Origin of the sequence: Nitrosomonas mobilis (assembly GCF_900103035.1) — a bacterium.
Classification (GTDB): domain Bacteria; phylum Pseudomonadota; class Gammaproteobacteria; order Burkholderiales; family Nitrosomonadaceae; genus Nitrosomonas; species Nitrosomonas mobilis.
The window spans coordinates 1-14,851 of the sequence record NZ_FMWO01000094.1 but is presented as its reverse complement, the minus strand read 5'-3'; the positions used below and the strand labels follow the sequence as shown (position 1 = coordinate 14,851).

Below are 14,851 nucleotides of genomic sequence, written 5' to 3'. Positions count from 1 at the left end.
GAAATTATGATTGCGTAGATGGGAGGGTTGGACGGTTACCTTCGAATAACCCGTATCGCTACCACAACGAGCGCTATGACCAGGAGGATGTGAATAAACCCCCCTATGGAAGCCGATGAAACCAACCCCAGCACCCACAGAGCTACCAACACTATTGCAACGGTCTCAAGCATATTTTATCTCCTGCGATTTATCTGATAAGAACTGCCAATTGAGATAATAAGCGTAATCACGGTGGCATGTCTGTACGATAGAACACAGAGCGAATCTGATTCCGGGTCATACTCCAAAAGCCGCATTTCAGATTCGGAGGGTTAGTATGTCTGCATTACCTTCACCTCAGCAAAACCATCTTCTGGCTGCCTTGTGAGTCGAAGTGCAGTCCCGCCTGTTTCCGCATCTCGAATTGACTCCAATGACCCTTGACAAGGTTTTGTATGAATCTGGAGATGCTTTGTGACGTGGTCAAGTAAAACTGGACACATCAGTTAAGCTGCTTTTATCGATTTTTCTGCTGCTTCTGCTTCGTATTGGTTTGGGCTTTTGTAATCCAGGTATGAATGCAGTCTGTGCGTTGCCGAACAAATAAGTGTTGATTATTAATATGTGGCGCTTTTATAGAAAAGCTTTGTGAAACATTGCTCAGGTTGCCATCCTTTCGGGAAGCAGCCGGTCATATTCCTCCTTGACTACTTTATAGCACTCGCAAACAATGTCCTCCAAGCGAGGACGATTCAGCACGGTTATGTGGCCGCGGTAATAACTGATCAAACCCGCACGTTGTAATTTACCAGCCGCTTCACTAACGCCTTCGCGGCGTACGCCGAGCATATTGGCGATTAATTCCTGCGTCACGATCAACTCGTTCGAAGGCAAGCGATCAAGGCTTAACAGCAACCAGCGGCAAAGCTGCTGTTCTAGCGAATGATGGCGATTACATACCGCAGTCTGCCCAATCTGGGTGATCAGCGCCTGCGTATAACGTAGTAACAGGTGCTGTATTGGTGCGTCGTGATTGAATTCCCGCAGTAACAACTGTACATTTATTTGGTAGGCGTAGCCCTCGCTCTGTACCACAGCTTCAGTCGGCATAGTATTTCCACCCATGAAATGGGCTACCCCGACGATTCCTTCATTACCGACTACCGCTATTTCAGTCGATGCGCCATTTTCCGTAACGAAGAGTAAAGACACGATCGAAGTGGTGGGAAAATAGACTTGTTTAGTTGTACAGTGAGACTTGCAAAGAATTTCGCCGAGCGGCATTGGTACCAGCTTCAAATGAGGATACAGACTTTCCATGTCACCCGCAGGTAGGGCAGCGAGAAGACGGTTCTGGCTTGGACTATGGGGAGTATGGGATGTATCGGATGTATTGATGATGCTAGCACTAGGCATTGGAATTCTCCTTATGAGCACCTCTAAAAATTCATATTTCCTCGCATGCCTCGTTACTCACGGAAAATACTTCCTTACGTATCAAGTATATGCTCCATCAGTATTTTTTGCTTGCGCCTAGCCATACTTAGAACTCTGAATTTTTAGAGGCTTTCCTATGTTAGCTCAAGTTTTGTTGCACATTGTCAATGTTTTGTTGCACATTGAAATGATTAAATAGGTCATTCCAATGTGCATGGTACATAAAAAAACCAAGTGTGTGCGTCAGCGCACAGAGATGGCGATAGATTGAGTGTATTTTCCAAAACATGAAAGGTGGAGGGGTAGCGAAAAAATATTCGATGCCAGTGGATTTACATCCAGCGCATGCGAACTTTTAAATAAATCAAGCCGTTGTTTGGTCTGCAGTTTCCTGCTAAACGACCATTTACACAAAATTATTTATACCCCTTGGGTAGCCACAGATATCCACAAACCATGGCAACCATGTTTTTGTAATTTCTCTCCAGTTTGTCATATCTGTTGCCACTGCACAATACTGCTTTAATCGCACAAAAGCGTTTTCCACCAAATGCCGATATTTATACAAGCTTCCAATCCATGTCTGCATTACTTTTCGATGAATTGCGCTTTCCTGGTATTACAGGCATGGCTCTCTGTTATCTGCTCCCATATACAATCACTGTCATAGCTTTTGTCCGCTACCATCGCTTCCGCGTCAGGTAACCTGGCAATCAAATCGGGTACCGCAGAACAATCATTGACTTCTCCAGCAGTGATGTCAGATTCGATTGGCAAGCCATAACTATCAATCTCCAGGTGAATCTTTGTGGTATTTCCTGCACGGCTTATCCCAATAGCCTGAGGCTTCTTGTCGACCGTTCCCACACTATACTGATGTGCTTTAACGTGGCTGCCATCAATAAATTCCAATTCACTATCCGGATATAGGAACCTCAATATTACATGATTTCCTATATTTATTAGATAGTTATCGAAAAATTCCGACAAACCATAGGAAAAATATAAATATTACTTTGGGTGCTATGTTGGCTGGCGCACAGAAGTGCAACTCAATCCGCATTAGACTGCATCAAGTAGATTGGTTATATGGTCTGTAACACGCGGATTGCCCTTGGTTCGTTATTTTATCAATATTGAATCTAATATGAGGAACTCACCATGAATAAAGATCAAGTAAAAGGCGAAGCAAAAGATATCGCTGGAAAAATTCAGAAAGAAACCGGCAAACTGTTTGGTAGTAAAGAACAGCAGGCCAAAGGTTTAAAGGAACAAGCTGAAGGTAAGATACAGAAAGGTATTGGCAACTTGGAAGAAGCAATTGAAGATGTGAAACCAGATACCAAGGACTAATAAGGTTATCTGTTTTGCCGAGCGAATGCCATTGTTGTATCAAATGTCTGCTCAGCAGAAATCTGCGGTGGCAGTTTACAAGCAACAGATCACAGATTGGCTATAGACAGCCATGAATCTGAGAGAGATAGTCTGAATTTCTAACTCAGAGCTATTAGCTTCAGAATCCCAAGGAAAGTTATGAGCATGAAAAATATGTTTGTGACTCTTATCATCATACTGGTCGGTGGTCTACTTGTTACAGCATGCGACAGCTATCAGTAAGAGTCTCGTTCTGAGAGTGTAAATATACTTCCCTGGGAACAGCTATCGATGATGGTTGTCATAACTACAAAAGTTAAGGTTACTCTGCTTAACTAGATATTGTCTTGGAAAGCCCGGATATCAAAGTTGAAGCCCGTAAGGGTACGGTTTAACTCAGTGGATTTGTGGAAAATCAGATTCAGAGTGACCGAGCGATAGGGCTTGCAGGAAAAGTTGATGGCGCCAAAAATATCACCGATGAAATGAGCATCAAGCAGCAGTAATACCATTCAACTTAAAAAGGAGTTACGACATGAATTGGGATCAAATAGAAGGGAACTGGATACAATTTAAAGGCAAAGTCAAGGAGCAATGGGGCAAGTTGACTGACGATCATCTCGATACAATTTCCGGGAAACGGGACCAGTTAGTTGGCAAAATCCAGGAATCGTATGGAGTTAGCAAAGAAGAAGCAGAGAAACAAATTGCCGAATGGGAAAAGAAACATAAAGAAGATTAGTATTCTCATGGGTAGAGCATGAGCGGCATGCTGCAAGAACAGATGCCGCTCAGCAAGTTTTGATTGCCAGTCCAGCGAAATCTTCTGCGTTGTCACGATAGTGGTTGATTTTGCAGCTGCAATAAAATTACCCACACGAATCTCATGTAAATCGTGATGTTATATTCGCTCAAACACTTAGGAGAACCGTTATGTCGAAAAAGAAATCAATTATTTCAGTCGCGATAGGATCAGCTTTTGCTGCCACTCTCAGTATTGCATCCATAGCTTCTGCCGCCGAGAATCCGTTTAGCGTGCAGGTTATGGATAAAGGCTACATGGTCGCATACGGTCATACGAAAGCGGATGAAAGTAAATCTGGTGAAGGTAAATGCGGCGCCCACATGGTGGATGCCAATAAGGATGGCAAGGTTACCAAAGAAGAATGGGACAAACACCACGATGCCATGTTTGAGAAAATGGATGCCAACAAAGATGGGGTTGTTGACAAAGAAGAAATGGATAAAATGAAATCAGAGAAAAGAAAAATGCATGATGGCGGCAAGTAACCGACTTGCAAAACAGTATTCTTTCTCGGCAAGGTGTGGTAGCCAGATTGGAATTTCTAAGCCTCCACTTTAGTTGCAAATGTTATAGAGTTCGAGATTGGAATCCGTTCTAATTTTTACAATTTATCAGGAGTAAAAACTATAAGCTATCAACTGACCCAGGCTATGCGCGACTGCATCGCGGCTTGCAATGACTGTGCGACTGAATGCTACAGCTGTTTCTCGCAAATGGCTAAGGAAACCAGTTCTAATGACTGTCCTGCCTGTTGTATTGAGTGTGCCGCTGCCTGTAGATTGAGTGCGGATGCCATAGCGCGTAACAGTAAATTTTACAAAGAAGAATGTTTACTATGTGCCAAAATATGCGAATGGTGTGCTGAACAGTGTGGTGCACATGACATGGAACACTGTCAGTGCAAATTCAGCCTGATGGCACTGCTTGCCATGCCAATACTACTTACCCCTCCAGGTTTTGATTAGCACTCAGAATTTCTGATTTTTCCCGAAATTACTCGCTCCAGCCGATTGTTTGTTGAGCGCATAGCGCACAATGCTGCCTCTTCAGAAAGGCTAACTGCCGTTGCCATCGTTGCCATAGTCTGGATGAATGACTGATCAGCTTTAGCCTCATGTCTTCTCAATAGACTGCGCCGGCCACGGCGATTTCCAACGCGCTGTCAGCGTGCCATCGCAGCGTCAGTACGCACGGCGTCACTTAAGAGTTTCTGATGAGGCTGTATGTGTAGGAGAGCCGGAGATCGAGGCCAGCAACGCCCGGGCGCGTTCAACCACGTTGTTGACCGTGAAGCCGTACTCGCGCAGAAGAGCGTCGGCTGGGGCGGAAGCGCCGAAGTGTTCGATGCCGAGCATATCGCCGCGATCACCGAGGTAGCGGTGCCAACCCTGGGATATGCCAAGCTCCACTGCTAGTCGAGCAGGTATGCTCGGCGGCAGCACTTCGTCACGGTAGCTTTGCGGCTGTGCATCAAACAGTTCCCAGCTCGGCATCGACACGCAGCGCACGGCGACGCCTTCATTTTGTAGACGCTCAGCGGCGGTGAGGATCAGGCTGACTTCGGAGCCGCTGGCGATTAGGATCAGTGCGGGCTGGCGATCCTTCGTCTCGCTCAGCACATACGCGCCACGGCGCAGACCATCGGCGCTGGCATAGCGGCTGCGGTCGAGCGTGGGCAAGTCCTGCCGGCTCAGCGCCAGCAGCACCGGGTGGCCGCGGGTTTCCACGGCCACCTTCCACGCTACCGCGGTTTCGTTGGCGTCGGCAGGGCGGATCACGGTGAGGTTGGGAATCGCGCGCAGGCTGGCCAACTGTTCCACCGGCTGGTGGGTCGGGCCGTCTTCGCCGAGCGCAATGCTGTCGTGGGTGAACACGTGCACCACGTGCACACCCATCAACGCGGCGAGGCGGATCGCCGGGCGCATGTAGTCGGAGAAAATCAGGAAAGTGGCGCCGTACGGGATGAAGCCGCCATGCGCGGCCAGTCCGTTGACGATGGCGCCCATCGCATGCTCGCGCACACCGAAGTGCAGGTTGCGACCGGCGTAATTCCAGCCGCCGTTGTCTGACCCTTCAACATCCTCGCTGGATGCCATTGTCGGGTTGAAATCGCCCAATCCCTCCAGCACGGTGTGGGTGGACGGGTCAAGATCTGCCGAGCCGCCGACCAGCGCTGGCAGCCGCGGTGCGATGGCGTTCATCACCTTGCCCGAGGCAATCCGCGTGGCGATGCCCTTGGCATCGGCCGGAAATATTGGAATGTCCTCGGCCCAACCCGATGGCAGCTCACCGCACAGGCTTTGCCGCAATTCTTCGGCCAGTTCGGGAAATGCCTGCGCGTAAGCCGTCATGCGATCGTTCCACGCTGTCTCGTCGCGCGCGCCGCGCGTCAATGCTGCACGAAAATGTACCAGAGCGGGCTCGGGCACCAGAAACGGCGGATCAACTGGCCAGCCAAGTTTTTTCTTGGTCCTTTTTACGTCCTCAATACCGAGCGGTGATCCGTGCGCCTTGTAGCTATCCTGCTTTGGCGAGCCAAAGCCAATATGTGTACGCACCAGAATCAGCGATGGTCGCGTGATGTCGGTGCGAGCGGTCTCCAGCGCGGTGCTGATCGCAGCCACGTCGTTTCCCTCGGTCACGCTGATAGTCTGCCAGCCATAGGCTTCGAAGCGTTTGGCGCGGTCTTCGGAAAATGTGATGTCTGTGTCAGCCGATAGCGTGACGTAGTTGTCGTCGTACAGGCAGACCAACTTGCCCAGCTTGAGGTGTCCGGCCAGTGAGGCAGCCTCGGAGGCGACTCCTTCCATCAAGTCGCCGTCGCTGATTATGGCCCAGGTATGGTGGTCAATCAGCGTGTGGCCGTCTCGATTGTAGCGTGCGGCCAGGCTTGCTTCGCCGATCGCCATACCGACTGCGTTCGCAAGGCCTTGCCCGAGCGGTCCGGTTGTGACTTCAACACCCGGCGTATGGCCGCGTTCGGGATGTCCTGGTGCCTTACTGCCCCACTGGCGGAATTGCTTGATATCGTCCAGAGAGAGATCGTAGCCGGTCAGGTGCAGCAGGCTGTAGAGCAGCATCGAACCATGTCCAGCCGAGAGCACGAAACGGTCGCGATCGAACCAGTGCGGATTACGCGGATTATGCTTGAGCTGGTGTGTCCACAACACATAGGCCATTGCCGCCGCACCGAGCGGCATGCCAGGATGTCCGCTGTTGGCCTGCTGCACGGCGTCTACCGACAGAAACCGCACGGTATTGATGCAAAGCTGATCGAGTTCGTCTGTCATGGTCACTCCTAATATAGTGTATGGATCGAGTGTCAATGGTCCGCCAACGCGTCGTCGACGATGGCCTGCGCTTCGTCTACGATTTGTCGCAGATGTGCTACTCCGCGAAAGCTCTCTGCGTAAATTTTATAAATATCTTCAGTGCCGGACGGCCGGGCAGCAAACCAGCCGCTGGCGGTGACCACCTTGATGCCGCCGATCGGCGCGTTGTTGCCCGGCGCACGGTCGAGCACGTGGTCGATCTGCTCGCCGCCGAGTTGCGTGATCCGCACTTGCTGTGGTGAGAGTTGCGCCAGCATACGCTTTTGCTCCAGAGTCGCCGGCGCCTCAACACGATCGCAAACAGATTCGCCGAACTCCCGCGTAAGCTCTGAGTAGATTTCGTCAGGATCACGGTCCATGCGCGCGGTAATCTCCGCCGATAGCAAAGCCGGGACAATGCCGTCTTTATCTGTTGTCCAGACGCTGCCGTCCAGACGGCTAAAAGATGCGCCTGCACTCTCTTCTCCGCCAAAGCCAAGTGAGCCGTCGAGCAGGCCATCCACAAACCATTTGAAACCGACAGGCACCTCGTAGAGCTTGCGGCCGAGCTTGGCTGTAACACGATCGATCATCTGGCTGCTGACGACTGTCTTGCCAACCGCCGCATCTTTGTGCCACTTCGGTCGATGCTGGAAAAGGTAGAAAATGACGACCGAAAGGTAATGGTTGGGCGGCAGCAACCCCGTGTTTCGAGTGACAATGCCATGCCGATCATGGTCGGTATCGCAGGCAAAAGAGATGTCGAAGCGGTCCTTATGATCGATCAAGCTCTGCATCGCGTATGGCGAAGACGGATCCATGCGAATCTGGCCATCCCAATCGGCCGTCATAAAACGGAAAGTCGGATCGACAGCTTGGTTCACAACCGTGAGATCCAAGCCATAGCGCTCGGCAATCGAATCCCAATAGTGAACACCGGCACCGCCCAGCGGATCCACGCCCATTCTGATGTTCGCGCCGCGAATCGCATCCATATCCAGCACGCTGCCGAGATCGTTTATATAAGTATTGAGAAAATCATAGCGGTGCGTGGTAGCGGCGCTCTTGGCATGTTCGAAAGAAATTCTTTTTACGCCCTGAAGGCTGCTTTCCAGAAACTCATTGGCTTTGGTTTCGATCCATTTGGTGACGTCCTTATCCGCCGGCCCGCCGTTGGGTGGGTTGTACTTGAAGCCGCCGCTATCGGGTGGATTGTGCGACGGTGTGATGACGATGCCGTCCGCCAGACTCGTATCGCGCCCGCGGTTGTATGTCAGTATTGCGTGTGAAATGACAGGAGTCGGCGTATATTCGTCTTTATCCGCGATCATGACGTTCACACCATTAGCCGCCAGCACTTCAAGCGCACTGGTAAACGCCGGTACGGAAAGTGCGTGGGTGTCGATACCTAAAAACAATGGACCATCAATTTCTTTCAGCTTGCGGTACTGGCAAATGGCTTGACTGATGGCCAAAACATGCCATTCATTGAAGCTATTTTCGAAAGCGGAGCCACGATGCCCCGATGTACCGAATGCCACTCGTTGCCCTGGCACTGAAGCATCAGGCACATCAGCGTAGTAGGCAGTAACAAGTTTCGGCACGTCGACCAGCATTGCCGGTGTGGCCAACTTCCCCGCAAATGGATTTATTTTCATTCCCACATTACGTTGGATTCTGCCTTTGCTGCTGCAGCAAGCAGATTGACAAGAGGCAGCGCTCGGTGAGTTATGCTAACCATCGGCTCATCCGCATCTTTGTCCTCAACCGGCGGCGCGGTTTTTTCTGTATCGATAGCGGCAGTTAGTCTACTCAAGGCCGCAGGAACATCTGCCGCCAGGATCGCACCGGGCACGGTTGCGCTGTGCCCCATTATTTTCAGCATATCAAGCGCGACGTCTCCAAACATAGTGATGTTGGCGTAGGCATCGGTTTTAAATGTTACAAGCATATAGGCCTCCATAAGTTAATATTTGTAGCTACTCGCAAATTGCACAAGACAGCCGGTACCTAAGTAATTTTAATTTCTAGCACAGCTTTTCTCTGTACGCCGGTGCAAGCCGGATTTTCGTGCTCAGTTGTAACCCAGACCTTCCTTCATCAGCCATTGTCGGATCGACAGCAATTCCTGCTGGCGTTTAGCATCCATTTCAGGATAACGCATTTTGAGCGACTTGAAAGTATCGAGAATAATCTGCGAAATAATTAGTCTGGCGTTCTTTTTGTCGTCGGCGGGCACCACATACCAAGGGGCCTTTTTTGTACTCGTTGCGCTTAGGCAAGCTTCATAGGCCTGCATGTACTGCTTCCAGTATTTTCTTTCTTCAATGTCGGCAAGACTGGATTTCCAGTTTTTTTCCGGTTTGTCGATGCGATCGAGAAAGCGCTTACGCTGCTCTTCCTCTGAGAGATGAAGAAAAAAATTGATGATGCGTGTGCCGTTACGATAGAGATGGCTCTCCAGATCCACGATAGCGCTCACGCCAAATCGTTTTCTCGTCGAGCAGCCCGTCAGGAAGTCCCTGGCCGCACAGAATCTCTGGATGTACACGCACGATCAGCACCTCCTCGTAATAGGATCTGTTGAAGATGCCAATCCGGCCGCGTTCCGGCAAAGATCGAGTGGTGCGCCACAGGAAATCGTGCTCGAGTTCCGTGGCGCTCGGATGTTTGAAGCTGAATACCTGACAGCCTTGTGGGTTGACACCGGACATAACGTGCCGGATCGCGCCATCCTTGCCGGCGGCGTCCATAGCCTGAAAAATAAGCAATACCGCGTAGCGGTTGGATGCGTAGTGAAGGCGCTGCAGCTCACTTAGCTCCTCTACTTGTTCGCCAAGATACTGTTTGTACTTTTTTTTAGACTTGTACACTGGTTTCACTCGTGTCGGCCACTTCTTGAGATCGACCTGTTCGCCCTCTTGTACACGGAAATTTTTCGATTTGATCTTCATCTTCATCCTCTCCAGTCAGCCGCGCTTCCAGGCGCTGTTTATTTCCGGGGCTCATCCGGTTCATCTTTCTGGTTCTCCGGCTCTGCCTTCTCCAAGTCTTCCACTGTTCGAACGGGTTCTGTCGCATCAAGCAAGATCATCGATGCATTCGTGTAGAGTGTTGACCATTAAAGAGCATAGTGATGCTACATGCTTATTGTAAATAAGGATGCAGTTTCTGGTTGATATAATTCTGGTTTGTATCCGTTGGTGCACAGCTTATCCGTTAAGTTGTCGGCACCTGGAAGAAATATTGGCAGCCAAGCGTGATAAAGCAGTTATTGATCAGATCATCAAGAATAATGACGCTTCCACATTGTTGTCAGGCAGGTCAAATACCTTAACAATATCGTGGAATAAGACCATCAGGCAGTGAAGCGAATAATAAAACCAAAGCTCGGATTCAAATCTTTTCAATCAGCTAAAAATATCCTGTCTGGCATAATCCATGCACATGACTCGCAAAGGTCAGTCGATGATGGAAGGAGCTGACAAGATGTCTTTTGCTGAACAATTTGCTCTGGCAAGATAATCGCGTCAAGACCAACTGTACGCTTGATAAAATCAACCAGATAACCGCTTTCTTTAATGCAACGGAACTATACTTAACCTGGTTTTACGTTTCATTACTCCCTAAACCCCAGACTTTGGTTGACTTCATTTATAGCTTGCTAAGCTGAGAGGATGTGGCATGACAGAGAAAGAATATCTATCCAAGACGACACACGATGAATTCCCTATCGTTGGAATTGGTGCCTCGGCTGGCGGGTTAGAAGCTTTAGAATCTTTCTTCAAAGCAATGCCTGCGGACAGCGGCATGGCATTTGTTTTAGTGACACACCTGGATCCTTCTCACGACAGCCTGCTACCCGAGCTGCTGCAGAGGCATTCTAATATGCCGGTATACCATATCAAAGACGGTACCCTGGTCAAGCCAAACAGTGTCTATGTGATTCCGCCGAACAAGGAACTGCACATTCTGCATGGTAAGTTGCATCTAATAGATTTTAGCCAGCCCCATGGCACTAACTTACCGATTGACACCTTCTTTCGTTCCCTGGCAGAAGATCAACACGCTAACGCGGTCTGCATTATTCTTTCTGGCACCGGCACCGATGGCACGTTAGGGCTAAAAGCGATAAAAGGCGAGGTCGGGATGGCGATGGTTCAAGATGAAAAGTCGGCCAAATATGATGGTATGCCGCGCAGCGCCATTACTACCGGTCTAGTGGATTTCATCCTGCCAACGAGCGAGATGCCAGAGCAATTAATCAACTACACCAAACAAACGAAGCATGTGATAAGTCCTCTCCTCACGCGTACAAAGGAGGGTATACCCAATGCGTTGCAAAAAATTTTCATTATTCTGCGCAATCGCACTGGCCATGATTTCTCGCTTTACAAAATGAATACGATCTGTCGACGTATTGAACGACGCATGAATCTGCACCATATGACAGAAATTACGGACTATATGCGCTATCTCCAGGATAGCGAGCATGAAGCGGACATCTTGTTTAAAGAGTTGTTGATCGGTGTCACTAATTTTTTTCGCGACCCCGAAGCTTTTGAGGCATTGAAGAAAGTGCTGCTGCAGTTGTTAGAGAGCAAACCAGACAATTATACAGTACGTGTATGGGTGGCAGGCTGCAGCAGCGGCGAAGAGGCATACTCCATTGCCATCCTGCTGCGGGAGTGTACAGCAGAAATCCGCCGTCATTTCAATGTCCAGATCTTCGCTACCGATATCGATCAGGATGCTATCGCTATTGCTCGTGCCGCACTTTATCCGTCGAATATTATGGCAGACGTTAGTCCCGAGCGCCTGGAACGCTACTTTATCAAAGAAGATGACCACCAGTATCGGATTAATAAATCGATCCGTGAGATGCTGGTTTTTGCTCAGCAAAGCATTATCAAGGACCCGCCGTTTACCAAGTTGGACCTACTTTGCTGCCGTAATCTTTTGATCTACTTAGGCCCGGAGCTACAGCGCAAGTTACTGCCTATATTTCATTACAGCCTGAATTTCAACGGCCTTTTATTTCTCGGTACTTCGGAGAGTATTGGTCAAAATATAGATTTGTTTAATCTCGAGTCCAAGAAATGGAAGATTTTCCGGCGCAAAATGATGAATACTAGTTACCCTCCGTTATTCAATCTGCCGCCGCCAATGTTGAGTGATAAAAATGCCCATGAAACAATTGGCGAAATTAAGATTGAGCAGGCAGAAGAGCTCAGCGCCTTGCAGCTCATTGAGACCATTCTTTATGAGAGCGACACCCCGCCCTGTGCGATCATCGACGGCTCGCATAATATCGTCTATATCCATGGCCGTACTGGTCGTTACTTGGAGCTGGCCGAAGGCAAGGCTACTGCAAATATCTTAGAGATGGCGCGAGCCGGGCTAAGGGAGGTATTGGTCAACGCTATCCGTAAGGTCAGCACTCACAAAGAAGCGGTTAATTGTAAAAACCTACAGGTGCAATACAACGGCAATAATCTGATTATCGATCTAACTGTTAAGCCAGTGCTTGGAAAAGGTATAACAAAAAACCTGATGATGGTTATATTCCGTGAGATCAAAGCTACTGCTCATGCGCATTCTACGAAGAAAACTCGAATATTAAGTAACAGTAGTAATAAAACCGTAGCGGAGTTGGAGCTGGAACTTCAACACAATCGGGAAAATTTGCAGTCCACCATTGAGGAACTGGAGACTTCCAATGAAGAGTTGAAATCCACTAACGAGGAGCTGCAATCCACCAATGAGGAGCTGCAGAGCACTAATGAAGAGATAGAGACTTCGAAGGAAGAGCTGCAATCCCTCAACGAAGAGTCGTTGACGGTCAATGCTGAACTTCAAAGTCGCATTGATCAGCTGTCCGTGATCAATGACGACATGAAGAACTTGCTGGACAGTACGAATATAGCTACTATTTTCCTGGACACTGATTTGTGTATCCGGCGTTTTACACCGAAGATCGCCAGCATCATCTCTTTGGCTGTAATGGATACAGGACGCCCTATTAAACACTTCGCCTCTAACTTGATTGACGTGGACTTGACAAAATACGCGGAACAAGTGCTCGATAATCTCGCTGTAAAGGAAGTCGAGGTACAGAGCAACAATGGACAGAGCTTCTACCTGCGGGCACGGCCTTACCGAACAGTGGCTGGCGTCATCGACGGCGTGGTGATAACCTTCGATGATATTACCGAGCGCAAGAAGCATGAACAGATCTTGCAGGAAAGTGAAGCAAAATATCGGATGTTGGTAGAACGCTCTCCATACGGTATCCATGAGATCGACCTTGAGGGCCGCTTCATATCAATCAACCCTGCTGGCTTGCGAATGATGGGTGTTGAAGCCAATAGCAATATCAAAGGAACGCTTTATTTGGATATAGTTAGTGAAGGAGACAAGAAACAAATAAACAATCTACTTCAAGCCGCGCTCGAAGGACAATGCTCAGAGTTTGAATTCACAGCTGAGGATGGTCGCTTTTTTCAGTCTTCATTCGTTCCCTTCACCGACCCCAAAAATACTGTAATCAGATTACTGGGATTTACCCAGAACATCTCCAAACGAAAAAAAATAAAGCATGAATCGAAGTGACCCGCTCAAGCAGATGCTCGATATCCTATCGTGCCAACACATCCTATGTATAACTGCTTATTCACGATGAAGCGACCGGGGAGAACACCAAGATATTCGGGCACCTCGAATAACCCGAGGTTTTCAGTAAATCCTGCCGCAAAATGATGACCGCGGCCGAATTGGGTTCGATTTCCACGACAAATCGCTACTTTTCCTGGCGATGTCGCGCCGTTTTTACCTCGAATCGCCCAGGACATTGGCGATTAGGCCCATTTCGGGTGTCACAAGGCCCTGATTCCTGTCTCTTCGAAGTAGACCAGTCGCTTCAGGTTGTAGCAGGCTGCCACCATCGTCATTGCAAAGTTGGCCCGCGCCTGACCGATAGTGCGCAGCAACTTGCCGCCCATCTGCTCGATAGCGCCGAACACGTGCTCGACCCGTGCGCGCGTCTTGGCAATACGTTTGTTGCGTCGCTGCTGGCACTCGGACAGCAGCTTGTTGCGCTTGCCCTTCCGCTGAATCTGGTTTCGGAAACCGTTCTCCTTGAGCCAGGCTTCACGCTCCTCCGACGGGTAGCCTCGATCGGCATAGACATCACGACTCGTGTTGCTCGTGTCAAAGACGTTGTCAAAGTGCTGGCTATCGTTATCGTGCGTGGAGGCGGTATCGGTCTCAATCCGGCGGATGATCTTGTGCTTCTTGTCGACACTGATTGACAGCTTGTAGCCGAAGTGGCTCTTGCCGTGTTTCTTCGTCCAGGTCGCGTCGGTGTCCTTCTGGCGCCGCTTCGCCGGCTTCCAGTCGGCGGGCATCGCGCCTTGCTTGATGAGTCCTTTCTCGCCTCGGCTGTTGTGCTGCCTGGGCGCCGGCACCAGCGTGGCGTCGATGATCTGACCGCCACGCGCGATGAATCCATGTTGGAGCAGCTGCGCGGAGACGCCGTCGAACAGCGCCTTGGCCCCTGCTTCGCCGATCCGGTTCTCGAAGGTCCACACGGTGGTGCGGTCGGGGACGTTCGTCGCGTTCGCCAGTCCGCAGAACCGTTTGTAGCTCATGCGGTCAAGCAACTGGTACTCCGTCTGTTCATCCGAGAGGTTGTACAGACGCTTCAGAACAAGAATGCGAACCATCGTCTCGGTCGGGTACGGCGGGCGTCCGCCCTGCGGACTCATCGGACGGGGCGCCACCCGATCAACCTCCATCGCCAAGGCAGCAAAGTCAATGTGCGACTCGATCTCAACCAGTGGGTCACCCAGCGAGTCGATTTTCTTGCGGTGGTGTTCGTCGGCGAACAGGTCAAGCTTGATGGCGCTATGTGGTTTCATCGGCAGGAGAAGAATGGGTTTCA

General features: G+C 49.8%; 14 protein-coding genes and 1 pseudogene. 6 read left to right on the top strand and 9 right to left on the bottom strand.

Annotated features, from left to right (window positions below; translation table 11 throughout):
• Window positions 1-35: 35 nt before the first annotated feature.
• From NSMM_RS15345 to NSMM_RS13480, 3 genes and pseudogenes are all read right to left on the bottom strand, one after another.
• A complete protein-coding gene (locus tag NSMM_RS15345; RefSeq protein WP_143001955.1) occupies window positions 36-173 on the bottom strand; it encodes a lmo0937 family membrane protein in 138 nt (45 codons plus the stop codon).
• 469 nt (window positions 174-642) lie between these two features.
• Entirely contained in the window at window positions 643-1,398 is a 756-nt protein-coding gene (locus tag NSMM_RS13485; RefSeq protein ID WP_090288239.1) for a Crp/Fnr family transcriptional regulator, read from the bottom strand.
• 437 nt (window positions 1,399-1,835) lie between these two features.
• Window positions 1,836-2,343: pseudogene (locus NSMM_RS13480) on the bottom strand (IS5 family transposase); the annotation flags it as partial.
• Window positions 2,344-2,580: 237 nt separating this feature from the next.
• Here NSMM_RS13480 and NSMM_RS13475 point away from each other — a divergent pair.
• The 5 genes from NSMM_RS13475 (at window position 2,581) to NSMM_RS17280 (ending at window position 4,563) form a co-directional block, all read left to right on the top strand.
• Complete coding sequence (locus tag NSMM_RS13475) at window positions 2,581-2,772, top strand: CsbD family protein (protein WP_090288236.1); 192 nt, start codon at window positions 2,581-2,583, stop codon at window positions 2,770-2,772.
• Between the two features lie 428 nt (window positions 2,773-3,200).
• Window positions 3,201-3,299, top strand: a complete 99-nt coding sequence (locus NSMM_RS16895) for a hypothetical protein (RefSeq protein WP_342671797.1) — start codon at window positions 3,201-3,203, stop codon at window positions 3,297-3,299.
• A 29-nt stretch (window positions 3,300-3,328) separates the two neighbouring features.
• Complete coding sequence (locus tag NSMM_RS13470; RefSeq protein ID WP_090288234.1) at window positions 3,329-3,535, top strand: CsbD family protein; 207 nt, start codon at window positions 3,329-3,331, stop codon at window positions 3,533-3,535.
• Window positions 3,536-3,726: 191 nt separating this feature from the next.
• Complete coding sequence (locus tag NSMM_RS13465; protein ID WP_090288232.1) at window positions 3,727-4,083, top strand: HvfA family oxazolone/thioamide-modified RiPP metallophore; 357 nt, start codon at window positions 3,727-3,729, stop codon at window positions 4,081-4,083.
• Window positions 4,084-4,248: 165 nt separating this feature from the next.
• A complete protein-coding gene (locus NSMM_RS17280) occupies window positions 4,249-4,563 on the top strand; it encodes a four-helix bundle copper-binding protein (protein ID WP_483814935.1) in 315 nt (104 codons plus the stop codon).
• A 231-nt stretch (window positions 4,564-4,794) separates the two neighbouring features.
• Here the strand turns inward: NSMM_RS17280 and tkt are convergent, their stop codons facing one another.
• The 5 genes from tkt to NSMM_RS16810 all read right to left on the bottom strand — a co-directional run bounded on the left by tkt (window position 4,795) and on the right by NSMM_RS16810 (window position 9,863).
• Window positions 4,795-6,888: a transketolase gene (tkt, locus tag NSMM_RS13455; RefSeq protein ID WP_090288230.1), complete on the bottom strand. Its 2,094-nt coding sequence runs from the start codon at window positions 6,886-6,888 to the stop codon at window positions 4,795-4,797.
• Window positions 6,889-6,920: 32 nt separating this feature from the next.
• A complete protein-coding gene (gene pgm / locus NSMM_RS13450) occupies window positions 6,921-8,567 on the bottom strand; it encodes a phosphoglucomutase (alpha-D-glucose-1,6-bisphosphate-dependent) (RefSeq protein WP_090288228.1) in 1,647 nt (548 codons plus the stop codon).
• Window positions 8,564-8,860: a DUF1840 domain-containing protein gene (locus NSMM_RS13445; RefSeq protein WP_090288226.1), complete on the bottom strand. Its 297-nt coding sequence runs from the start codon at window positions 8,858-8,860 to the stop codon at window positions 8,564-8,566. The genes pgm and NSMM_RS13445 overlap by 4 nt, the downstream gene beginning before the upstream one ends.
• 123 nt (window positions 8,861-8,983) lie before the next feature.
• Complete coding sequence (locus tag NSMM_RS16815) at window positions 8,984-9,391, bottom strand: polyphosphate kinase 2 family protein (protein WP_281200920.1); 408 nt, start codon at window positions 9,389-9,391, stop codon at window positions 8,984-8,986.
• The gene (locus NSMM_RS16810; RefSeq protein WP_281200919.1) at window positions 9,351-9,863 is read right to left on the bottom strand and encodes a polyphosphate kinase 2 family protein; all 513 of its coding nucleotides are present in this window, start codon (window positions 9,861-9,863) and stop codon (window positions 9,351-9,353) included. Before NSMM_RS16810 ends, NSMM_RS16815 begins: the two co-directional genes overlap by 41 nt.
• A gap of 730 nt (window positions 9,864-10,593) precedes the next feature.
• Between NSMM_RS16810 and NSMM_RS13435 the strand changes: the two genes are divergently transcribed.
• Complete coding sequence (locus tag NSMM_RS13435; protein WP_090288224.1) at window positions 10,594-13,521, top strand: chemotaxis protein CheB; 2,928 nt, start codon at window positions 10,594-10,596, stop codon at window positions 13,519-13,521.
• Window positions 13,522-13,784: 263 nt separating this feature from the next.
• Here the strand turns inward: NSMM_RS13435 and NSMM_RS13430 are convergent, their stop codons facing one another.
• Complete coding sequence (locus NSMM_RS13430; protein WP_090288264.1) at window positions 13,785-14,828, bottom strand: IS5 family transposase; 1,044 nt, start codon at window positions 14,826-14,828, stop codon at window positions 13,785-13,787.
• Window positions 14,829-14,851 lie beyond the last annotated feature (23 nt).